The sequence below is a fragment of the Psychrobacter sp. AOP30-A2-5 genome, assembly GCF_052378115.1.
GTDB lineage: Bacteria > Pseudomonadota > Gammaproteobacteria > Pseudomonadales > Moraxellaceae > Psychrobacter.
Genome location: NZ_JBQSXK010000013.1, coordinates 77,801 through 100,230, shown reverse-complemented (window position 1 = coordinate 100,230; position 22,430 = coordinate 77,801). Strand labels below are relative to the sequence as shown.

The window sequence follows — 22,430 nt, the reverse complement described above, 5'->3', positions numbered from 1 at the left end:
TCCTAGAGTTGGGCGTGCTTGGGATTAGCGCGGCGATATTTGCCGTTGTGATCGCCAGCGTTGGCGCATGGGCAGCAATCACGCAATGGTTTAATCTACAATTTAGTGTGCCGTGGACGAGCTTGGCTATTGGCGGTGCGGCGTTAATCGTCTTACTGTTTGCCATTGCCATTATTTATGTGAGATTGGTGATTGGCCGTGGAATTATGGCTAGGGTAAGAGCGATGATTTAACAATAGTTTATTTTACGATTCCAACTCGTTTAAAACTGACTATTTGCTATACTAACGCCCATATTATCATTAGGGGTATGCGTGCCTATACCTCATTAACACCCTCTCAAACAGCATGGTAGCCTTATGAAATTCTCAAAGTTCGGTCAAAAATTTACCCAACCCACTGGCATCTCACAATTGATGGATGATCTGGGCGATGCGCTAAAAAGCGATCAACCTGTCAACATGTTGGGCGGTGGTAACCCTGCCAAAATTGATGCCGTTAATGAGTTGTTCTTGGAGACCTATAAGGCGCTAGGTGTTGATAATGATACAGGCGTACCCAATAGTAGCGCGATTATCAGCATGGCGAACTACTCTAATCCGCAAGGGGATGCCGCCTTTATCGATGCGTTGGTTAGCTTCTTTAACCGTCATTATGATTGGAACCTCACCTCAGAAAACATCGCTCTGACCAATGGCTCACAGAATGCGTTTTTCTATCTGTTTAATCTGTTTGGTGGTGCTTTCGTTGATGAAAACAGTCAAGATGAAAAGAACCAATCTATCGACAAGTCCATTCTACTGCCATTGACCCCTGAGTATATTGGCTATAGCGATGTGCATGTGGAAGGTCAGCATTTCACCGCGGTATTACCGCATATCGATGAAGTGACGCATGATGGCGAGGAAGGTTTCTTTAAATATCGTGTGGATTTTGACGCGTTAGAGAACTTGCCCGCACTAAAAGAAGGTCGTATCGGCGCGATTTGCTGCTCACGCCCAACCAATCCGACTGGTAACGTGCTGACTGATGACGAAATGGCGCATTTGGCTGAGATTGCCAAACGCTATGACATACCGCTTATCATCGATAACGCCTACGGTATGCCCTTCCCGAATATCATCTACTCTGACGCGCACCTGAATTGGGATAACAATACGATTCTGTGCTTTAGCCTGTCGAAAATTGGTTTGCCTGGTATGCGTACGGGTATCATCGTGGCCGATGCCAAAGTAATCGAAGCGGTCAGCGCGATGAATGCAGTGGTCAATCTAGCACCGACACGCTTTGGTGCAGCGATTGCTACGCCACTGGTCGAAAACGACCGTATCAAGCAGTTAGCCGATAACGAGATTAAGCCGTTTTATCAAAAGCAGGCGACCCTTGCCGTGAAGCTGTTAAAAGAAGCATTGGGTGATTATCCGTTGATGATTCATAAGCCTGAAGGCGCGATTTTCTTATGGTTATGGTTTAAAGACTTACCGATTACCACGGTTAAGCTGTACGAGATTTTAAAAGAAAAAGGTACGCTCATTGTGCCAAGTCAGTATTTCTTCCCTGGTGTCGATGTCAGCGATTATCAGCATGCGCATGAATGTATTCGTATGAGTATCGCCGCTGATGAGCAGACGCTGACTGATGGTATTGCAGCGATTGGTGAAGTGGTTCGTGAGTTGTATGATGAAGCCAAAAAATAAGATTAGCGGTGTCAAACTCGTTTAGCCTACCATACCTAGTACTTACACGAGTTTTTCTTGCTGCTCTAATTTTTGTGAATAGAACCATCATAAACTCGAATAGCAAAACAAAAAAAACGGGCTGATTAATAGTCCGTTTTTTTATGGCGCTTGGTCAATGATTTAGGCTTATTGATGGATGCCTGAAAGAGTGTCGTCCACTTATTCAATGCATAGAGCACGTAAGGCAGCAGGCACGTATTGATCAAATCGCGGAGGCTTGCGACCAGCTGTTCGTGGCTTAAGCCAGCCATGCCTGATGCTTCAATCGTATTTCGATTATCTAAATACTCGCCCAATAAGGCAATGCCCGTCACGACGACTAAAGCCATGAATGATCTGATGCTTTGCTTTTTAACGATAGGACGCAGCACAAGCAAACACAAAAGATAGATGCCGACGCCGACATAGATATGTAAGGCGTCTTTGGCAAGGCCAGATACTTCAATAACATTGATTTTAAAAGCGGTAAAATCCACTAGAGTATTCCAAATATAAGCAAGTAGAAAACGACTGAGAGTATCACTAAACCATGATGGCTAAACTATAATAGTTAAAGAGTGGCAGCTACAAAGTGATGGCTGAGCATAAAAAAGGCAGATTATATTATGGATAATCTACCTTCTACTAAATTAAATATTCACTTCACGTTTATCGCCTACTTACACATTCCACTCGACGAAATTTTTCAACAACTGCAAGCCAGCAGTATGACTTTTTTCTGGGTGAAACTGGGTGGCAAATAAATTGTCTTGGATGACACTGGCACAAAACGGTTGACCATAGTCACATATCGCTGCCACTTGTGAGCTGTTAGTAGGCTCGCAATAATAGCTATGCACAAAGTAAAAATGCGCATTGTCATCAATACCCTGCCACAATGGGTGGTCAAAATCCATACCGCTAATGGTATTCCAACCCATATGCGGTACTTTGATGGTAGCGCCCTGCTGATCCTTCCACATCGGGTCAAATGCTTCTACAGTGCCGTTTAAGATACCCAAGCAGTCTGTACCACCATTTTCAGCGGACTGCTCAAACAATGCCTGCATGCCCACACAAATAGCCATAACGGGCTTATTAAACACCGCATGGCGTATGACGTCATCAATCCCTGCTTCATGCATGCCAGCGATACAGTCACGCATCGCACCGACACCGGGGAAGACAATCTTGTCTGCCGCAGCGACAACCTTAGGATCATTGGTGATAGAGACTTCTGCCCCTACCACTGACAAGGCTTTACTGGCGGAATGCAAATTACCCATGCCATAATCTAGTAGCGCTATTTTGGTTACTTTAGCCATTAAAACGCCTCTTTAGTCGATGGTAGCGTATTAAGTGCACGCTCATCATATTCACAAGCCATACGTAGGGCGCGAGCAAAAGCCTTAAAGGTTGATTCGATTTGATGATGGCTGTTTTTGCCTTTGAGATTGTCTAAATGCACCGTCATCCAAGAATGATTGACGAAACCATAGAAAAACTCACTGAACAAATCAACATCGAAATTACCGACATGCGAACGGGTAAAGGGAATGTCCATGTGTAAACCCGGACGCCCTGATAGATCGACGACAGCGCGGGTCAATGATTCATCGAGCGGCGCATAAAAATGCCCATAACGACGAATGCCTTTTTTGTCACCCAATGCTTTGTTAAATGCTTGTCCAAGGGTAATACCAGTATCCTCAACGCTATGATGGTCATCGATAAAGGTATCACCGTTGCATTTAATTTCTAAGTCAAACAAACCGTGACGCTTGATTTGGTCAATCATATGATCCAAAAACGGCACGCCAGTATCTACAACCCCTTGACCCGTACCATCAAGATTGACGGTACAAGTCACTTGGGTCTCAGCAGTAATGCGCTCAACGGTCGCAATACGTTCAGGGCGACCGTGTAGATTTAGGTTTTTCGGTACATTTTGCTCAGGTGTATCAGCAGTCGTCATTGCATTGGCGGTCATGGCTACTCTCTATCAGTTTTTTATCAGTGAAAAGCGGTCAATAAATAAGGCGAAACATGCCTAAATATTTTACTAGTGTCTGGATCAGCGCTAGCAAAAAATGTATTAGAAAATGATATATACAAAAGATATCAAGGTATTAGGGTTTGTACGTACTAAATATCATCTAGCCTCATCATAGCAAACCCTAACATTTACTGCCACGACCAAGCGGTAAACCACGCACAAAATTACCGCATTCTGCTAAAATAGTGTGTTCAGTATTATTAATCATGACTTGCACTGACTTTTAGATATCATATTCTACAGCCCACTTTCTATGACTTTTTGCCGTGTTATAACTTTGTGCTGTGTCATACTGCTACTTTATACGATAGAAACTCTCTGTTTATAGGAACTGCTATGCCTTTAGAAGCGATCGCCATTAATAGCTTGGATGCACCACTTATCAAAAAACCTGCGCGCGACAATGAGCTAGCAGAGCGCTTGCAGGCATTATATGATAGCGATGATGCGCAGCCTGATGGTATCGAGGTATTAAATATCGTTGAGCAGGGTTTTAAGCGCGGGCAATATCTATATGTCGGTATGTTTAATGACAAGCCTATCGCTGCAGTTGCCTGTTTTGATGATGGGCAAACCGACGCCAAGCGTCTGCAATATTTAACGGTACATCAGCAAAATCGCGGTCGCGCTATCGATGCTAAGTTTATTAAACTGGTTTATGATGCCGAGGTAAAAAAAGGCGTACGTCAATTTGTCCCTGCCGATGCGGATATCCATCGTATTATGAGCGAGTATGATTTACTGCGTGTTAAAGACTAAATCGAGAGCAAAAACTGTTAATTTTGCCAATATTTGATTATTTATCGTCTTTTATCTTCTATTATGCAAAAACTACTTGACAGCAACGCCTATATTTAGTTTAATAGCGCCTCAACGAAGACGGCTCGATAGCTCAGTCGGTAGAGCAACGGATTGAAAATCCGTGTGTCGGCAGTTCGAACCTGCCTCGAGCCACCATTCGTTTAAGAATTCTAAAAAGCCCCAAACAGCAATGTTCGGGGCTTTTTTTATGTCTAAAATAAAAGCTTATGACAAACGCCTTCTTAATAACACCTCGCAACGTTCACGCGAGTCTAAGTCATAAACCGTCGCGCGGTAATCGATACCATGACGCCCTTCAAAAAATATCACTCTATCGCCCACTGCTAAAAAGCAAGAAGTGCGCGCATCATAAATGAAACCATCAATCACGAACGCCAAATCACGATCTATCTCGCGTACCGTATAAGTTTCTCCTTGCGGAATCAACCGCTCAAACCATGCGCTATGGGCAGCATTGGTGCTTAATACGCTGATGAGCAGCAGCACCGATATCATAAATATACTTTTTAACGACATCGTAACAGTCGAGCCAGCTAGACTGATGCTATTGAGGATGTTTTTATTAACTGTCATAACTTTAACCTACTCAGACCTGCTCAATGATTAATTCTATTCGCCATGCTTCTCATGCTAAACGCTTACTGTCACGGTTGCATAACATTTTTGTGCTGTTTTTTAGACAGCGGCGCTCAGTATACTCGATAGTATTGATAATGATAAATTTGACAGATGACGAATACTAATAGGGAAAAGCGATGAGAGCGTTCGATTACGATTTGGATTATAAAAACCTAGATTTGCGCGCGCAGCCAGAGCTTTACCGTGTCGGTCGCGGCGAACAAGGTGTATTATTGGTAGAGCCGTATAAGTCTGAAATCCTGCCACACTGGCGCTTTGCGACCCCTGATATTGCGCTTGAGAGCAGCGAGACAATTTATCAGATGTTTTTAGATTATCTGGCGGCCGATGACTTTGTCGGTGCAGATATGGCGCGCAAATTTATTCAAATGGGCTACACCCGCGCCCGTCGTTGCGCCAATCACAAAGGCGGCAAAAAATACAAGGGTGCTGTTCCCGATGATAAAAAAGGTCAGAGCGGCGCACATGGTCGCGAAGAGTTGCCACGACAAATCGAAGACCCAATCAAAGCAGAGTCAGCGCGCATATTTAAACAAAAATGGGACGAGTGTCGTGAGAACGAAGAGTATCTAAGAATGAAAAAGGAACATCGCGAACGTTATAAAGAGGTTGAATAAACATAAAAGATATCAATAAAAATTATCCTCAGCCTGAAAAGATAGAAACATTTATAATGACAGACTGTTAAATAATTGAATTCATGATTTGCTGTGCTAAGGTAATGAGGGCTTGGAGCTAATACTCCAAAGAAGTATAAAATTGATAGCGTGGGCAAATAATAATGACTGTAGATATTAAGCAACTTTTGATTTTTGATTTTGATGGCACGCTCATTGATAGTGTGCCAGATTTGGCTGATGCGACTAATGCGATGTTAACCACGCTGGGCAAAAAGACTTACCCTATCGAGACCATACGAAACTGGATAGGCAACGGCTCAAGATTGCTGGTAGAGCGCGCACTAGCAGGTAAGGTAGAAGTGTTAGAAGGCGAGTTGACGGTCGAGGAAGCCAATTACGCAGAGCACCTGTTTTTTGAGGCTTACAAAAATCTCAGTGGTAGCAAAACCGTTGCTTACCCAGATGTCGATAGCGGACTAAAAAAGCTAAAAACAGCAGGGTTTACGCTGGCCTTAGTGACCAATAAACCCATTCGTTTCGTACCGAAAATATTACAGTCTTTTGGCTGGCAAGACTTATTTAGTGAAGTGCTGGGCGGTGATAGTCTCTCAACTAAAAAGCCTGATCCAGCACCGCTACTGCATGTCTGTAAAGCGTTGAACGTCACTCCAGAACAAGCTGTGATGATTGGCGATTCTAAAAACGATATCTTAGCCGGACAAAACGCCAATATGGATACTTTCGGGCTGTCTTATGGCTACAACTACGGACAAGATATCCGTGAGCTAAATCCTACTGAAGCCTTTGATAATTTTGCGGCATTGGTAGAATATATTTTCAAAAATTATAAGATAGACAGCTAAAACTTGAACATTAGAATGATTGATTTAAGCCATTCTTTGAAATTATTATTTGCTCCGATAACTGAGCGCCTCAGACACATGAGCGCTTGTAATATCGATACTGTCAGCCAAATCAGCAATGGTACGCGCCACTCGCAATACTCGATGATAACCGCGTGCCGATAAATTCAGACGCTGCTGCGCGAGTTGTAAGAGCTGCTGTTCGCCTTCTCCTAGTTGGATATATTTATCAATCTCGCTAGGGCTAAGCTCATTATTGACCTTTTGTTGCCGCTGCATCTGATGTTTATGTGCGGCAATAACTCGAACGCGCACTTGTTCAGAGGTTTCGCCAGCTTGAGCATTTTGCAAATCTGCAATCGGTAATGCAGGCACCGTGATATGCAAATCAATGCGGTCGAGTAAAGGCCCTGACAGCTTATCTTGATAGCGTTTAATCTGTTCAGGTCGGCAGCGACAACGCCCTGAGGTATCGCCATCATAGCCGCATGTGTAATAATCCCAAATTACTGGCACAATACCCTTCAATATCACCTCTTTTCTATTCCAATACTTACCAATTAAATGGCAAAGATATACCAAATAGCTGTCATAAAATTTAATAAATGCTAAATAAGCGACAAATTATTATGAGACAAATGCGCAAAATAAAACCGACTAGAATGAGCGTATCAGGAAGAATTCCATATAAAGGTAAATCATTACCTTATGAATCAACTTTAGAGCGCGATTTAATTATAGTCTATGCCTTTCGAGAAGATGTGGAGGATATAGTTGCTCAACCAATTACTATACCTTTCGTCAAGAATGGCATTACTTATAAGTACACCCCTGACTTTTTTATCAAATTCGTAGAAGACGATGGTAAGCCAAATATGATTATTGAGGTTAAACCACATGATCTATGGCAAGCGAACTGGAGAGACTGGTCGGATAAGTGGAAGACGATGCAGCGCTATTGTAAAGACAATGGTTATGTATTTCATATTTATGATGAGAGTCGTATTAAGAATACAGCTTTAGACAACATTAATTTCTTAATGAAGTTTAAGAACTCCGCAATCGAAGAAGAGGATAAGGAAGCGGTTTTAGAGCAGGTTAGGCTTATGGGTACAACTACTATAGATTACCTATTAACACGTTTTTACATAGGCTCTTTCTTGCGCAATCACGGATTACGAGTAATTTATCATTTACTTGCTACTAAACGATTAAAATTTAATTTATTCCTCGAAATTAATGACTTAACAGAGGTATGGGTGGATTATGAATAATAGTAGAATTGCAGAAACTAACTCATCTATCTTCGAAAAACATTTAGATAATTTTCAAAAACTAGGTATCGATGTAGATACAATAAATGAGTCAACACCAACAACGAAAGGGTATGGTTTCATGATTGACCATGATGATGAGGGTTTAGATAGGTTTGAGATCAGGCGTGGACGTATTGATTTGCGTAAGGGGAAAACCTATCTAAATAAGTCTGATAATAAACACTATGAGCTAGTCGAGTACTTAAACGAGAGTACAGAGGTCGTAGTTCGTAGTGTTGAAACGGGTAAAACCAGTATTGTTAACATACAAAATTTGTCAAATATTAAAGATCAGAATAATGATCATATCAATGTCGATATTAGTGCTATTGGCGATGAAGAGTGGCAAAAAGCACAATCTAAGTTTGAGGCAATCAAGCCTATTATCAATACTGAGCATAGCTATAATCATCGAAAATTAATTATGGAACGCTCAAAGGAGATCAATGTCTCAATTCGTTCATTATATCGTTGGATCAAGCAGTATCAGGCTGTTGGATCTATTGCAGGACTGGTAGAGAAAAAACGAGGCTGGAAGGAAGGTGGATCGCGTCTAACTAAAGAGCAGGACGGTATTATTCAAAGAGCTATAAAAGCATTTTATTTGACTAAGCAAAGGGCTAGTTTAGAGCAGACTTATCGTGAAGTTTTTCGCCTTTGCTCTATGGAAAAGATCGACAAACCCAGTAAAAAAGCTATTAAACTACGTATCGATCAAATTTCAGAGTATGAGCAGCTCAAAAAGCGCGGTCAAATAGAGCTAGCTAGAAAAAAATTCAAACCCACACCCCATTCTTTTCCTAACGCAGATTATCCATTGAGCGTGATTCAAATAGACCATACACCTGTTGATTTAATGCTAGTCGATAACGAACACCGAAAATCTATTGGTAGACCATATCTAACACTAGCTATTGATGTCTATAGCCGAATGATTACGGGATATTACTTATCATTAGATCCACCGTCAGCAACCTCAGTTGCAATGTGTGTCGCAAGAAGCATCTTGCAAAAAGAGAGTCTTTTACTTGAGCATGGTATTGATCATACAGAATGGCAAGTGTATGGCTATCCGCAAAAAATACACGTTGATAATGGTGCTGACTTTCGATCAAACACCTTGGCTCGTTCGTGCGAGGTTCACGGGATTAACCTTGAATTTAGACCAGTAGCAAGACCTCAGTTTGGTGGACATATTGAACGTCTCATTGGTACGTTTATGAAAGAGGTTCATGGCATCAATGGTACAACATTTTCTAATATTAAAGAAAAAGACAATTATGACTCTGAAAAAGAAGCGACCCTTACTTTAGATGAGTTTGAGGTTTGGCTTCTTACCTTTATAACAAAGGTTTATCACAAGCGAATTCATAGCACTTTAGGGCGAAGTCCTACGGAACAATGGTATCTAGGTATTCATGGTGATGGTGAAAGCATTGGTACAGGCTTGCCATCATTACCAGAAGATTCAAAAACCTTACTATTAGACTTCATGCCAAGTTTTGAGCGAACCATTCAGCATTTTGGTGTAACTATCGACTCCTTACGCTATTACGACCCTTGTTTAAATGTTTTTATTAATGCCAAAAATAAAGATGGAAGTAAGAAACACTTTTTATTTAGACGTGATCCACGAGACATTAGTAAAATTTGGTTCTACGATCCAAGCTTACACCAGTATTTTACCGTCCCCTTTGCTAACCAGCAGCTACCAAGTATGAGTCTGTGGGAATATAAACAGATTCGTAAGCAGATTTCTGATAAAGGGAATGAGTATATAAGTGAACATCAAATTTATGAAGCTTTGACCGAGATGCGAGACTTAATCGAAGATTCTTCTAAAAAAACGAAGTCTGCTCGTAGACAAGCGCAACGTCAAAAGACACATGCAAAAAGTCAAACTATCGTAGCCAAAACAATAATGGCGAGTAAAAGACACAATGCCAATACTTCTAGTGATCTAGAGCCGTCCAACAGTAATGATATTCAAACAAACTTGCAGCCATCAATACAGACTTCTAAAAAATCTGAAAAGAGTGTCGTTGAACAAAATGGCCTACTTCTAGATACGACTGATTTTGATTTTGGAGATATTGAATAATGAATGAAATTATCGCTGATAACAAAGCGTCTTACCTTCATGTATATAAAGATTTCCGTCATCTTGTAGAATATTCTGATGACGATCGATTAGATTTTATTAACGAAGCTCGCTGGGTCAATTATGATGTAGCAGACAATATAATTTTAGAGCTAAACGGGCTTTTGAGGTTCCCAAAAAGACTAAGAATGCCTAATCTTTTAATAGTCGGTGATTCAAATAACGGCAAAACCAGTATTGCTCATCGTTTTTTCAGAAAGCATGGTATGCCAGTCGAAGAGAATGGCAATTTAGTCAAGCCTGTTATTTTTGCAAATGCTCCTTCAAGCACTAATGAAAAAGACCTTTATATGTCTATTCTAGAGGCGCTTCATATGCCCTATAGAACAAAGGATTCAGCATCTTCATTGCTCTATCAAGTACTTCATTTGTGCCGCGAGTATCAAGTCAAAATGATCATGGTTGATGAGCTTCATTCATTACTTACAGGTACACCAAGACAGCAACGTCAGGTAATGAATGCTTTGAAGACATTATGCAATGAATTACAGATACCGATTGTCGGTATTGGAACGCAAGATGCGAAACGTGTACTACACACTGATCCTCAGCACGCTAGTCGATTCGATATTGTAGAAGTTCCTCTTTGGAAATTAGATAAAAAATTTCAAGAATTACTTTTTCGACTCGAAAGCGTTTTCCCACTTAAAAATCCATCAGAGTTGCATCAACCCAAAACTGCTGCCCTTATTCATGCCGTTTCAAAAGGAAATTTAGGCAATATTCATAGGCTTCTGTCAGTTTGCGCCAAAGATGCCATTCTTAGTGGCACAGAACAAATTACCGAAGACATTCTGACTAAAAATAAAGATGTTCGCTCAACCGAAGGACTCAGGTAATGGTTAGCGTAAAACCATTACCCGTTGCTACGCCTCTTTTAGATGATGAAAGCATAAGCTCATGGTTACTACGGGTATCTTTAAATCAAGGCTGCGATCTTTCTACAATTCTTTTTTATCACTGGTCTAAATACAATTTGCGTCATCATGATTTTGATAAAGGCTTTCATCATATTAACAAGCAAATACATCAAGATATGGCTGTACTTGCTCAAACTGATACTAAATTTTTTGATAATAGAAGCTTGATACAGTTCAATGAAGATATTGGATTAGAGTATCGACCAAATATTAGCCTTACTTGGGTGTTACCTATTCCCAAATTTCATTCTAAAACGATGGTAGGCCATCAATATTGCGCTCAATGTATGCAAGAGGACAAAAGTGCGTATTTGAGATTAAAGTGGCGATTTAGTTGGATAGTTTACTGTGAACAGCACTTAATTTCACTACAAAGTTCGTGTTCTAGCTGCGGATTGCCGTATCAACCACATTTGATCAAAGCGAATCACCGATTTATCAATAGATGTCCTCATTGTCGAGAAAAGCTAAGCGCTGAAGCAGTAAATCAACTTTTATGTACAGATGCTTATGAGTTTCAATTGAAGGCTGAACAAGTATTGAGCGCTAATCAAGCAATAGTTTTTGGACATTCAATAACCTCTGGTGACTGGTTTGAGCTGACATTATTTTTCATCAACCTCATAAGAAAGAGTACTTTAGAAAAAGAATTAATCTATAAAAATTTAGTAGAAACCCTTGGTATATGTGGTATCGATGGTCTTAGGCTAAGCAAAACTAGAACGGGGCTAAAGTTTGATTACTTATCCTACGAGGAAAGAGTAATGCTTATCGCCTACGCCAACCAGATGCTCAAAATCAAATTTGATGACTGGCTATTAGCTTGTAAGAAAAATAATTTAACGCAAAATAGCTTTAGGTTGGGTAAGCGACCTATCATACCAAAAGCCTTTTTACCTATCTACAATGAGCTTCCTTCAGCTGTAAAGCGTCAAATTAAAGCAAACAGGATATCTGCTAAACCTAAGTCAGCAAGGGCGGTTAATAATTCTTGGGAAAGAATGCAATTACGAATTGAGAAGTTGAAAATATATGATAAATCAAAACCCAACAAGAGAGCTAGAAGAGCAACTAAGTCATAGTATATTCCAAAGCTACACTGATTTTAGTAAATTTCTTCGTAGTCGGACGGGCAAAAGAAACTTCGTTGCCCCTGCATACAGGTTTGATGAGTTTTTCAAAGAATGCGACTTACAATGGGGCAAGATACCCTCCTATAAGATTATAACTCACACCTTTGATAATCACTTTGTCCAAAAAAATATGCCTGTACTTGGATGGCTTTTAAAAACTCGTCAAATCTTTGTCGATGATACAACAGAGCAAATTATTATTTCACAAGCAGCTATCCAAGAAATGTTCGTCGCCTTTAATGATGATCCACCAAGCATACTGCAAGAATACTTACTTTTTTTGAATCAAAGACAGAAGCGTCGTCAGAGTAAGCCAAGTTCTGTTAGAACGGTCTTTCAACCCATAATTAGTTTATACCACCACTATGGCTTACAAGGCTGCCAAACGCCGTCACAAGCTCAAATAGATAGGTACTTGATCAAGAATAAGGGACATATAACGGCTATGATTTCTTTTGTTCAATACTTAAACGGTCATCACCAACTTAATCTCGTTTGTAAACGATCATCTAAGAAAATACCAATTAAGCCAGCTTATAGAATAGTTGGAGATAAGGATCGGCAAAAATTTGAGAGGCGATTTATAGCACTAGCTATGTTAACCAGACCGATAAACGATAAGGAAAAGATCCAATGGATCAATTATGGTATTAGGTACTTTCATCGATTTTTTATCAGCATAAAAACGCTATCAGATGTAGATATCAAGCCATGTAATGAGTATGAAAATTTAATGTTAGTTCAATATGATAATAAACAGTTTGCGTTACCCAAATTTTAATTAGCTTTTAATATTTTGTATTTTGTATACAGGTCTATAATAATGAGAGACATCATGTTTCACTTGATAATATGACACCCGCTGAGTACAGACGGGTGGCTTAGTTATTCTATAATGAGGTTATATTAAGAATGGGGTATTTACATATTGACAACCTTCAAGCCATATTTTCAAGCTTTCCATATACATGGCTATCTTAATTTGAGATTATTAATTAAACGACTACCATGTTAAAAAGAGAGGTTACCGATAATAAATACAGCGAGAACAATACTAAAATAAATAGGAACGAGACATTTTAAGCCAAACCTGAGCATCACTTGCTCCATACTGGAAGAGCTTTTTTGCGTGTTTTTTGCGAGAGTCAGTATCAAGACAATAATAGGTACTGAAGTAAAGACTGCAAATCCCGCACTGGCATTTTGTATCGCCGAAAATAGAAGCTCTCTATTATAAACTACCCCTAAGCTACTTTGCATATCCATCAATAAAGCATTCCCGCCAAGATTAGACCCTGTTATGAAGCCACTTAGCATACCTATCAAAGGTGAAGAAACATGGTATAAAAATGAGTTTTCATTACTATTTAAAATAACTACAATTTCATCTATGAATTGTGAAAAGTTCATTAACTGAGATAATAATATAAACACAAATAGAGTTGAACAAGCTTTGATTGTTTTATTAATAGGAATACTGATTTTAGTTGATTTGTTTTTGCTCATGATCAGTAGTATGGCTATCACGATAGCTAAAAAAGGACTTTTGATGAAAACTAAATCGACACCAACTCCATGAAAGGTAGTTGACTCTATTAAATAAGGAAAAAGAGATACTATAATTTTAAGAATAACAAGAATGATTATCACTAGAATATATGGAGATATATTCATCAATATGTTCTTATACTCAGAAATTAGACTAGAATTATTCTTAACTAACAAGAAGCTAAAGAAGATTAGAAAAGTTATCAGTCCAGAGAGTACTCCAGCAATCTCAACTTGTCCCATATAATTAAAAATCATTAATAATATTGAAATCGTTGAAGCAATAGAGATGCCAAAGATAAAATTTTTGTATTTTATTTCGTTTTCATTGAGGACGAATGAGCAGATTCCTCCTAAAACAATAAATACAAATAAACTCATACATGCTGTGAGAAAACCTAAAGATTCAATAGGTTGACTGGAAATTTTGGAACCAACAACCGTTGCTAAACCCAAGGTTCCCCAAGGCATGATATTCATACTTAACATAGAAACTTTCAAAGCAGTCTCTTGCTTCAAAAGAGAGATAAAAACAGGCACGGCTAGTATTAGAGATACACCGAAGCCAGTAATAGACTCTAGTGCAGGCAAAAGACCAAAGACCAGAAGCATAACCTTATGGTTTCTATCAATAGGCATTTCTTTTAAGTAGCCTTGCAAGCTCCTGTTGTACCCATGATCTTCAAGTATATTATTCAGAGTTAAGCCAGGTAAGATAACTAAGAATGCACTTAATGTAAGAATGATAGTATTCAATAAAGAATTGTAAAGGACTCCTAAGTCCAGTTGTAAGGACTCCATCATGTAACTAATAACGAGGGTAGAACACACGCCTATTAGTCCTGATACAAAACCACTTTTCTTAAATCCTATGATAAGCAACAGGCTTAGGATTAACGGCAGTAATAATAGAAATATCATTAAAATCCTTTGTAATATTCATACATTCTATCGTAAGCTTCTACAGCCGTTTTAATTGCTAATTTGGCTCCATAATGGATTTTTTCTACCTCATCAGAAGTTAGCTGGGGAACTTGATTACGGACTGACTCAATAAGCTCATATGTATGATGAGGATCTATAGTTTTATGTTTATCAAAATATATTAAACTATCATTAGATGTGATACCTACTCGTTTCATCCCTCTAATGATTTTTTCAAAATGACACTCAACCCATTGCTCTGTTGTAGTAAAACATCCATAAGCAGCAAGCTTCAAAGATGGTTTAGTTAATAAGGCATTAAAAATATTTGAAGTTAAGGAAAAGAACCACGGTTTTGTACTTCTCCATGTCAAAAATTCGTCATATGAGGATAGATCTCTTATTAACTGTCTCAACCAATAAGTATGAAAATTCTTTAACACACCACAGCCGCATTCATCCCATAAGTTTGATGCAGCCACTTTTTTCATCTGTCCTTGCAATCCAAACACTAGTAGGGAAACTTCATCATCTACATATTCATTTCTACAAATCTCAGTTTTTAAAAAGTGAATCATAGCTTCTCGAGACATCTCTTCTGCTACATAGTCGAAGAAATAATGGTTCATACCCTCGTTCCCAGTCGAATCGTCTTCAAAGTAAACAGCTAAAGACTCTTGGTCTTTAAATTCAGAGCTTAAGCTAACATCCAACCAATTTCTCAAAAAATGGTCTTCAAGTTCTACTTTCTTTTTAAGAAAGTTAGTCTCTAAAAAGGAGTCAGTTTCATTATATATAGGACTATCTTTATAATTATATATGTATGAATATATATTACTGAGAGCTACATTGATTTTTTCACCTCGTACCTCATAAGAGTCATTCTCACTAATATAATCTTTTAAGGCTAGTTCAGTGGTTATGTACGAATGAGATATATTGTCGATTTTATAAGTATCTACGGGTGGCCAATAGTTATCTTGCAGTTCGGGGTTATCTACGCGAATGCTATTTTTCTTTAACATGGTTGCTCCTCATATTATGGATTAAAGTGATCGGTAGAAAAACTAGGAGTTATATCTTTATAGATTTCACGAGCAACAGCTAAGTCTAGAACACCCATTCCAAAAGGAGAAAATATTCTTGGTTTGTTATATTTTATTTCTATAGTTTCCTTTATAAGACCCTCTGCACCAGAAACCATAAAGTTCCTATTTCCTGTTTCCATTTCGGTAAGGTGTAAAGAAGATCCTGCTTTAATACTATGATCGATATCATCAGAAAAATTATATGAGTTTTTGATAATATTGGTTGCTAAGTCTCTTAAAGACATATGTAAGACGGTAGGGTTGTGTCGGAATAAAGCCATATCGTCAACATAAGGCTCGACGGCTGAAGTGGCAAATAATATAAGGTCTGATTCCTTGATCGTATCCTCTAAACTTGCAATTTTTACCGAGACCTTCGAAACTATAGATTCTACTTTCTCTCTAAAATCTTCAGCTCTAGACTTATCTCTATCATGGACTTTTATTTCATCAATTCTGTATCCTACATTTATCAGGAACTGTACGGTTTCAAGAGAAATTAAGCCTGTTCCAATAACTCCTAGGCATTTGATCTCCAGACCCTTATGCAGGTATTTAACCCCTACAGTAGCAGAGGCTGCCGTACGAGACGAACTAATTTGACTCCCTTCTAAGCAAGCTATAGGATATCCCGTTACTCTATCATTTAAAATAATTGCGGATGAAGCCCTATTAAGTCCATTATTCACATTGGCAGGAAAACTGGAAATCCATTTAATACCAGCTATAGGTTGAGAGTCATCAATATGAGCAGGTAGAGCTATGATTCTATTTATACTAGAATCAGGAAACCTTAAAAAATAACTATCGGGATTTCTAGCTATTTCCTGACTAAATTGTAAATATGTTTTTTCTACTATATTTAAAATCCTCTTAGCATTACTAGCTATCCATGGTTCTACATCTTGCGAAGTAAATAACTTAAAATTTCGTGTATTATTCATAAAAGATCATCCCAAATTTTTCTTTAACCCAACTATCGCTGTATATAGTATCCAAATACTTATCTCCCATATCAGGAGATATTGCAACAACCACTGATTTTTCGTCTATTTTATCCAAATATCTGTCTACACCAGATAGAACTGTCCCCGTAGAACCGCCAAAAAAATAGCCTTTTTTTGCTAATTTTCGGCACATTGAAATAGTTTCATTCTCATTTATGTAAATTATATCGTCGTAGCTTGAGAACCTTCTAATAGCTGGTGGCGAGCTTGTTCCTAACCCTGGTATGAATCTTTTCCCTGGCTTACCTCCAAATGTGACAGAGCCTGTTGTATCAACACCTATAACCTTGGTAGTTGGAGAATACTTTTTAAAAAATGAAGACACACCACCTAATGTTCCTGTTGTTCCGATACCAACAAACAAATAGTCTACTTTTGCAAATGAGTTATAAATAGATTGGGCAGTAGAATAATAGTGAGCCTTGACGTTATTCTGATTCTCATATTGATTAACCCAAATTAATTCACTTTGAGTTTCCAATAGTGTCTTGATGTATTTTATGCGGCTTCCAAGATAGCCACCGTTTTCATCTTTACAATCAATAATAACTAACTCAGAACCATAGGCTTTGATTAATTGTTCGTTAAAAGGAGATATATTTACATCTGATACACAGATAAACTTATACCCTTTGTTGGCGCATACCATACTTAAAGCCAATCCTAAGTTCCCTGAAGAACTTTCAATTACTGTCATTCCCTTCTTTAAAACTCCCTCCTTCTCTAGTTGTTCAATCATATATACAGCTGATTTAACTTTTATAGAACCTGTCAATGATAGTCCTTCTATTTTTAGATAAATATTATGCTTCGACTCTTGGTCTAGAATATCTAAATTTAAGAAAATATCATCAAACATTAAATTAATCGGACTATCATATAACATACTCGTATATTCCTTTTACGAAGCTTAGTATTTAGCTAAAAAATAATGATAGTTGGCTTAAACTAGTCAGGACTCCTTTCTGAGAAACAAATAAATGACTACAAAAAATACAGACCTGTCTGTCTAACAAGCTATATTTATACCTAACAGCTGTTTGGAAGTCAACAAAATATCTCAAGTAAGATATGTTTGTGCATTAGTGGGTGTAATGGACGAGCGACATGCTAGAGTAATAAAATTTAGATAACTCGTTGTAAAATAATTAAATATTTTCTAAAAAAATGGTTTGATATTTAATTCTAATCTACCGGAATGCTCATATTTTATAAAAATACAGACAGGTCTGTATACAAAGAAATAAATCTAGTCTATACTTTTGTCTGTAACGAATATATTCAATATTAGACTTTGTTACTGCCTTTGAAAAATGAGACTAGAGCGTGCCCTACATTCAATCGATAGTAATCCAAATGGCTAGATCTTGCCAAATAGTATCCAATAGCTATGTAATAGCTCGATATTATCTACGCTACTTTCCTTGCTTGATTGCTATTTCTTGAAATCAGTGCACATCCTAAAAAGAGTGAATGATCTGAGACAGATACAATTGACATAATACTTAAGGATAGTATGTAGTGTTTACTAACTAAAATCTTACTACAGTTTAAGACCGTGATTCATATACCTAAAGGCTTATCTCAATTCCAAATGACCACATCATTCAATAAACTAAAACTAAGCAAGGACAAGCAAATTATGTTAGAGATAAGTCTGAAAGATCAAGAAAAATTCAGAAAGGAAGGTTTTTTACTGCTTAAGAATTTTTATCCAAAGGATTTTATAAGCTATATTAAAAATAAAATAGACGATCAGATAGACGCCCCTACTGATAAGTATCAGAGCGGGTTTAATCGACTAGCCTTTGATCTCTTCGAAAACGACCCAGTTGTTATCGACTTTATACAGTCTGATCGCTTTAAAGGGTTTATGAGTATGTTAACTCAAAGAAAAATGATCTTTGCTCAATCATTAGCTTTTGAACTTAAGAAGAAGGTAGATAAGGGATTTCCATATCATATTGGGACACAGAGTTTTGGATACCATCGTGCAGAGGATTTTGGCTGCACAATTTGGGCTCCTTTAATACCAGTTAGTGCCCCCCATTATGGAGGTATGAAGTATATCCCAAGAGATAAAATCTCAGGTTCATTCATGTATACGCAGGTAGATCCAGCAGTTTTTGAGATTGTCGAGAAAAGTACGGATGATGAAAATAGCAGATTAATTCTAGAAGATTACATGAAGATGCGAGATGAGCCTTTAAATAGTGACGGAATGAAGATGATACTAGATCATTTCGCCGTTCAAGACGATTTCGAGGTTGGGGATGCTCTTATTTTTGATAAAAATGTTATTCATAAAAGCGTGATGCTCGAAGATGGAGACTATGATAGTCGTACTGCATTTGTTATGAGATTTTTCTGCAGTGAATCAAAGTATGACCTTCAAAGAGCAATAAACCTAGAAGTGCCTAGAAAAAAATGGGAGTATGCAGGCCCTACTAGCTACCACCTAGATGTAGCAAAAGAAAATGGTCAATCTATCAAAGATAGTGAGTTCTTCAAAGAAAAATCGTATTGCTTTTTATAAGCTTGCTCTTTGATAAAGTTTAATAGTCTATTCATAGTATTCAGCCTAAAATACTTATATGTTTAGTCAACCACTCTATTCTTTTTGGACATGCAAGCTACCAAAGCTAGTAGTTAGGGCAGCTTGCACGTTTAAGCGTTTTTCAAACTAAAAATATCTAGATGGTAATAATCTTTTATGAATAATATTGTCATATATCTTCTTATAGCGTCAGCTACTATAGCAAGTCCAGGACCAGGTGTTATCCTCAGTATTACAAACTCACTCACCTACGATAGAAAGAGAACTACTTACGGCATACTAGGACTATCTCTAGGCATGCTGGCAGTAGCTATAGTTTCAGCTACAAGCATCGGTCTACTAATAGCTACATCTAAAAAAGCATTTCTAACAGTGCAGATAATTGGAGCGATTTATATCCTTTATATGGGTGCTAAAATGCTCCTTGGGAAAAGGAACTCTCTAAAAATAACATCTACAACAGATAATGTAGAAACTACAAAAACTTATGATGGTTGGAATCTATTTAAGCAAGGATTATTTACATCTTCTTCAAATCCAAAACCTATTTTATTCTTTATGGCAGTATTCCCTCAATTTATTGATTCTAACCAAGCCTACTTGCCACAGTTTCTACTACTTTCTTTGACATTTTGCCTTTTAGTAATCATTATCCACTCTTGTTACGCTGAGTTATTTTCAGTGGCCAGTAAGTACCTTTGGAAAGCTCAGGATAAACTGTATTTAATTACAAAAACAGGCGGCATTATTTTAGTAATACTAGCATTAATGTTAGTTGTAAATGCAGGGGAAACTCTACTAGGTGTTTGAAAACACTATATTTTCAACATAGTTTTAATAATTAGCCCTGAACTTACAATAGACTTTCCATCTCTAAAAGTAGTTTCATTAATTATAGCACCATCTAAAATAATTCTAATTTGATCAGCCATAAGTTCTGGGTTTTCTATAGAACATTCTTTTAAGATGTTCTTAATAGTATTAGTTATCCACATCTTATGGTTGATTATTATGGAGTTAAGCTTAACATCATGCATAAATTCATCTGTAGCTTTAATGAACATACAACCGAAAAAATCTTTCTGGTTGAACCAACTCTCATACCATTTTAAGAAGATTTCAAGCTTCTTTATCCCTTTTTCTTTATGTGAATTTAAAGTTTGTGTGATGCTGTTTCTTATAAGATTGTCACGATTTGTCAAACATTCTTGTATGAGTCTATCTTTGGATGGAAAATACTTATAAAAAGTCATCTTAGATACACTTGATTCACGTATGATCCTATCTACACCCACACTGACATATCCATGCTCATTAAACAGCTCACTAGCAGTTTTTAAAATATCTAGTTGCTTTTTTGACATAAAATAACTCTTTAGTTTTGAATCTGTTCTAAGTATAATCAGTAAAAATCTGTTCACTACAACTAGATATAGCTTGGCACAATAAGCTATATCTTATTTTTTACTCACAAGTATACAGAAAGGTCTGTATTAATATTAGGAGAGTGTATATTGTATAATTTAGATGAGAAAATTGCCAGACGAAATACAATAAGCCTACTTAGCAGTAGCATCCCAGAATCCTTATGGAATAACAATCAGGACAAAGTTTTAGACCTTAAGGCAGAGCTCGCAGAACATCATTTATTCAAGCATGACATCATTCAAACTCTTAACCAGGATAGCATTTGCTTAGATACATTGAAGTATATACATTTGGAGTATGAGAATAGTATTGTAGAGATTTTTACTGATGCTCTATTGATGGCACAGTTTCAAGCTAAGCAGTTAGATAAAAAAATATATTCGTCCGTGAAAATGTATCCTCGTTTTTTGCTAGGACTGAATATAGCAGACGAGTTTGGTTTTTCTTTTGAGACCAATGATGGCCTGACTCCTCTTAACTCACACTTCTGTCTTTTCAAAAAAGTCTTAGGGCAGTTAAACATAAGTTCAGAAATTGATTCGAATCACGCATATACAGAAGAATCTACCGACCTGAGAATATATTTGGAAGAAGCTTATGATGATTATATAAAGCTACTTTTATTACTTGCAGTTGCAGAGCAACAAGTTATAGCGTTTTCAGCTCCTTTAAAACAGGCTGTTGAGAATGCTGGAATAAACACCAAAGATGGCTATTATTATGTTCATGGTACTACCTCTGATATAACTACAGTAGCTTCAGATGACTATCATGAAAATGATCTATGGCTATTAATCACGCACTCACTGCACCTGCACTCTGTAGAAGACCTCCGAACTTACGCTTTAGAATACTGTCAACTATGGGATAATTTTTGGAATAAAATGTTAGTTTCTGTAAAGTCTACCTCTGTTAATATTCTATGAAAGAGGCTTTTTAAAAGAGTTCAATCCAAGTTAAGTGTAACTTCCGTTTGGATAAATATGCATCAATCCAAACGGAAGTTACACTTAATCCTAAAACGACTTAGTACAGATGCTCAGTTATGAATTAGTATCAACCACTTTTTAGATGCCGACTGGGTTGCTAAGCACACTACTTTAAATGCTGCCTGATCAGAGGAAGATACCTTACGCTTATTTACCGCAGTACAAAACACACTGTTTAGATAATCAATAGTATAAGTGGCTTTTTTAATGTCTTGAGGATAGTTAAGAAATACAGTTAAGCACTCCCAGTTATTACACCAAGGCTTAACCACCTGTGGGTACTTACTGTTCCCCATACTTTTAGATGATTAAGACTAGCCTTCGCTATTTCAAACTTATCAGCGCCACAGATCGCCTCTAAATCAGGCATTACTGCCTTTTTATCTATCTGTGGTACACACTCCATTGAATAACAGACCATTTGTACAATACACAGCTGAAGATTAGCGCTGGGGTAAGCCATGTTAATAGCATCGGAAACCTTTTTTACCATCAAGTTCCACACCTAGAGTCAGATAAACAGCCATATTCATAATATGCTTATTTTGACGCACATTAACTACAATGTAGTCTAGATAGACGATAGAATAGATATTGCTAATAATCTCATTCCCTTTTAAAAAAACTGCGAGCCCTAGTGT

Annotated in this window: 23 protein-coding genes, 1 tRNA gene and 2 pseudogenes; 15 read left to right on the top strand and 11 right to left on the bottom strand. The window is 37.6% G+C overall.

All coding sequences use genetic code 11. From position 1 onward, the window contains the following. Together ACT3S4_RS10360 and ACT3S4_RS10355 are read left to right on the top strand one after the other, a co-directional pair. Nucleotides 1–233, top strand: a 233-nt coding sequence (locus ACT3S4_RS10360; protein WP_444761001.1) for a hypothetical protein, incomplete at its 5' end; no start/stop codon positions are given. 126 nt (nt 234–359) lie between these two features. Then, nucleotides 360–1,697 carry a valine--pyruvate transaminase gene (locus ACT3S4_RS10355; RefSeq protein WP_444761000.1) on the top strand — a complete coding sequence of 446 codons (1,338 nt, stop codon included), beginning with the start codon at nt 360–362 and terminating at the stop codon, nt 1,695–1,697. A gap of 125 nt (nt 1,698–1,822) precedes the next feature. On the opposite strand, the gene ACT3S4_RS10350 is transcribed toward ACT3S4_RS10355, so the two are convergent. The 3 genes from ACT3S4_RS10350 to hisB form a co-directional block, all read right to left on the bottom strand. After that, the gene (locus ACT3S4_RS10350; protein WP_109592215.1) at nt 1,823–2,215 is read right to left on the bottom strand and encodes a hypothetical protein; all 393 of its coding nucleotides are present in this window, start codon (nt 2,213–2,215) and stop codon (nt 1,823–1,825) included. Between the two features lie 183 nt (nt 2,216–2,398). After that, a complete protein-coding gene (hisH, locus tag ACT3S4_RS10345; protein ID WP_109592217.1) occupies nt 2,399–3,043 on the bottom strand; it encodes an imidazole glycerol phosphate synthase subunit HisH in 645 nt (214 codons plus the stop codon). Then, nucleotides 3,043–3,708: an imidazoleglycerol-phosphate dehydratase HisB gene (gene hisB / locus ACT3S4_RS10340; RefSeq protein ID WP_227681625.1), complete on the bottom strand. Its 666-nt coding sequence runs from the start codon at nt 3,706–3,708 to the stop codon at nt 3,043–3,045. The genes hisH and hisB overlap by 1 nt, the downstream gene beginning before the upstream one ends. A gap of 402 nt (nt 3,709–4,110) precedes the next feature. On the opposite strand from hisB, the gene ACT3S4_RS10335 reads away from it, so the two are divergent. Together ACT3S4_RS10335 and ACT3S4_RS10330 are read left to right on the top strand one after the other, a co-directional pair. Next, nucleotides 4,111–4,533, top strand: coding sequence for a hypothetical protein (locus ACT3S4_RS10335; protein WP_250163370.1), 423 nt, complete (start codon nt 4,111–4,113; stop codon nt 4,531–4,533). A gap of 122 nt (nt 4,534–4,655) precedes the next feature. Beyond that, a tRNA-Phe gene (locus tag ACT3S4_RS10330) sits at nt 4,656–4,731 on the top strand. A gap of 69 nt (nt 4,732–4,800) precedes the next feature. Here the strand turns inward: ACT3S4_RS10330 and ACT3S4_RS10325 are convergent. Then, nucleotides 4,801–5,169 (bottom strand): hypothetical protein, encoded by a 369-nt coding sequence (locus tag ACT3S4_RS10325; RefSeq protein WP_296240884.1) that lies wholly within the window; start codon nt 5,167–5,169, stop codon nt 4,801–4,803. Between the two features lie 182 nt (nt 5,170–5,351). On the opposite strand from ACT3S4_RS10325, the gene ACT3S4_RS10320 reads away from it, so the two are divergent. Then, complete coding sequence (locus tag ACT3S4_RS10320) at nt 5,352–5,852, top strand: DUF4385 domain-containing protein (protein WP_444760999.1); 501 nt, start codon at nt 5,352–5,354, stop codon at nt 5,850–5,852. Between the two features lie 164 nt (nt 5,853–6,016). Continuing rightward, on the top strand, nt 6,017–6,718 hold the full coding sequence (locus ACT3S4_RS10315) for a phosphoglycolate phosphatase (protein WP_444760998.1): 702 nt from the start codon (nt 6,017–6,019) through the stop codon (nt 6,716–6,718). A gap of 45 nt (nt 6,719–6,763) precedes the next feature. Here the strand turns inward: ACT3S4_RS10315 and ACT3S4_RS10310 are convergent. Next, nucleotides 6,764–7,207, bottom strand: a pseudogene (locus tag ACT3S4_RS10310) (ATP-binding protein); the annotation flags it as partial. Nucleotides 7,208–7,347: 140 nt separating this feature from the next. On the opposite strand from ACT3S4_RS10310, the gene ACT3S4_RS10305 reads away from it, so the two are divergent. The 6 genes from ACT3S4_RS10305 to ACT3S4_RS10280 are packed head-to-tail and all read left to right on the top strand — an operon-like array spanning nt 7,348 to nt 13,133. After that, a complete protein-coding gene (locus ACT3S4_RS10305; RefSeq protein ID WP_301450861.1) occupies nt 7,348–7,992 on the top strand; it encodes a TnsA endonuclease N-terminal domain-containing protein in 645 nt (214 codons plus the stop codon). After that, nucleotides 7,985–10,135, top strand: coding sequence for a Mu transposase C-terminal domain-containing protein (locus tag ACT3S4_RS10300; RefSeq protein ID WP_301450862.1), 2,151 nt, complete (start codon nt 7,985–7,987; stop codon nt 10,133–10,135). Before ACT3S4_RS10305 ends, ACT3S4_RS10300 begins: the two co-directional genes overlap by 8 nt. After that, nucleotides 10,135–11,034, top strand: a complete 900-nt coding sequence (locus tag ACT3S4_RS10295; RefSeq protein WP_444760997.1) for a TniB family NTP-binding protein — start codon at nt 10,135–10,137, stop codon at nt 11,032–11,034. Before ACT3S4_RS10300 ends, ACT3S4_RS10295 begins: the two co-directional genes overlap by 1 nt. Then, nucleotides 11,034–12,197 (top strand): TniQ family protein, encoded by a 1,164-nt coding sequence (locus ACT3S4_RS10290; protein WP_443524893.1) that lies wholly within the window; start codon nt 11,034–11,036, stop codon nt 12,195–12,197. Before ACT3S4_RS10295 ends, ACT3S4_RS10290 begins: the two co-directional genes overlap by 1 nt. Continuing rightward, nucleotides 12,148–13,029, top strand: coding sequence for a hypothetical protein (locus ACT3S4_RS10285; protein ID WP_444760996.1), 882 nt, complete (start codon nt 12,148–12,150; stop codon nt 13,027–13,029). The genes ACT3S4_RS10290 and ACT3S4_RS10285 overlap by 50 nt, the downstream gene beginning before the upstream one ends. Before the next feature lie 26 nt (nt 13,030–13,055). Next, on the top strand, nt 13,056–13,133 hold the full coding sequence (locus ACT3S4_RS10280; protein WP_443525528.1) for an IS3 family transposase: 78 nt from the start codon (nt 13,056–13,058) through the stop codon (nt 13,131–13,133). 126 nt (nt 13,134–13,259) lie between these two features. On the opposite strand, the gene ACT3S4_RS10275 is transcribed toward ACT3S4_RS10280, so the two are convergent. The 4 genes from ACT3S4_RS10275 to sbnA are packed head-to-tail and all read right to left on the bottom strand — an operon-like array spanning nt 13,260 to nt 17,701. After that, nucleotides 13,260–14,717: an L-lactate permease gene (locus ACT3S4_RS10275; RefSeq protein ID WP_444760995.1), complete on the bottom strand. Its 1,458-nt coding sequence runs from the start codon at nt 14,715–14,717 to the stop codon at nt 13,260–13,262. After that, a complete protein-coding gene (locus ACT3S4_RS10270) occupies nt 14,717–15,745 on the bottom strand; it encodes an iron-containing redox enzyme family protein (protein WP_301449134.1) in 1,029 nt (342 codons plus the stop codon). The genes ACT3S4_RS10275 and ACT3S4_RS10270 overlap by 1 nt, the downstream gene beginning before the upstream one ends. Before the next feature lie 14 nt (nt 15,746–15,759). Next, nucleotides 15,760–16,752, bottom strand: a complete 993-nt coding sequence (sbnB, locus tag ACT3S4_RS10265; RefSeq protein ID WP_301449133.1) for a 2,3-diaminopropionate biosynthesis protein SbnB — start codon at nt 16,750–16,752, stop codon at nt 15,760–15,762. Continuing rightward, nucleotides 16,745–17,701: a 2,3-diaminopropionate biosynthesis protein SbnA gene (gene sbnA, locus ACT3S4_RS10260; protein WP_301449132.1), complete on the bottom strand. Its 957-nt coding sequence runs from the start codon at nt 17,699–17,701 to the stop codon at nt 16,745–16,747. Before sbnA ends, sbnB begins: the two co-directional genes overlap by 8 nt. 756 nt (nt 17,702–18,457) lie before the next feature. On the opposite strand from sbnA, the gene ACT3S4_RS10255 reads away from it, so the two are divergent. After that, nucleotides 18,458–19,351, top strand: a complete 894-nt coding sequence (locus ACT3S4_RS10255) for a hypothetical protein (protein ID WP_301449131.1) — start codon at nt 18,458–18,460, stop codon at nt 19,349–19,351. Nucleotides 19,352–19,528: 177 nt separating this feature from the next. Next, nucleotides 19,529–20,182: a LysE family translocator gene (locus ACT3S4_RS10250; protein WP_301449130.1), complete on the top strand. Its 654-nt coding sequence runs from the start codon at nt 19,529–19,531 to the stop codon at nt 20,180–20,182. A 5-nt stretch (nt 20,183–20,187) separates the two neighbouring features. Here the strand turns inward: ACT3S4_RS10250 and ACT3S4_RS10245 are convergent, their stop codons facing one another. Next, nucleotides 20,188–20,736 (bottom strand): TetR/AcrR family transcriptional regulator, encoded by a 549-nt coding sequence (locus ACT3S4_RS10245; protein ID WP_301449129.1) that lies wholly within the window; start codon nt 20,734–20,736, stop codon nt 20,188–20,190. Between the two features lie 150 nt (nt 20,737–20,886). On the opposite strand from ACT3S4_RS10245, the gene ACT3S4_RS10240 reads away from it, so the two are divergent. After that, nucleotides 20,887–21,726 carry a hypothetical protein gene (locus ACT3S4_RS10240; protein ID WP_301449128.1) on the top strand — a complete coding sequence of 280 codons (840 nt, stop codon included), beginning with the start codon at nt 20,887–20,889 and terminating at the stop codon, nt 21,724–21,726. A gap of 113 nt (nt 21,727–21,839) precedes the next feature. Here the strand turns inward: ACT3S4_RS10240 and ACT3S4_RS10235 are convergent. Next, nucleotides 21,840–22,400 (bottom strand): annotated as a pseudogene (locus tag ACT3S4_RS10235) (transposase); the annotation flags it as partial. Nucleotides 22,401–22,430: the final 30 nt, after the last annotated feature.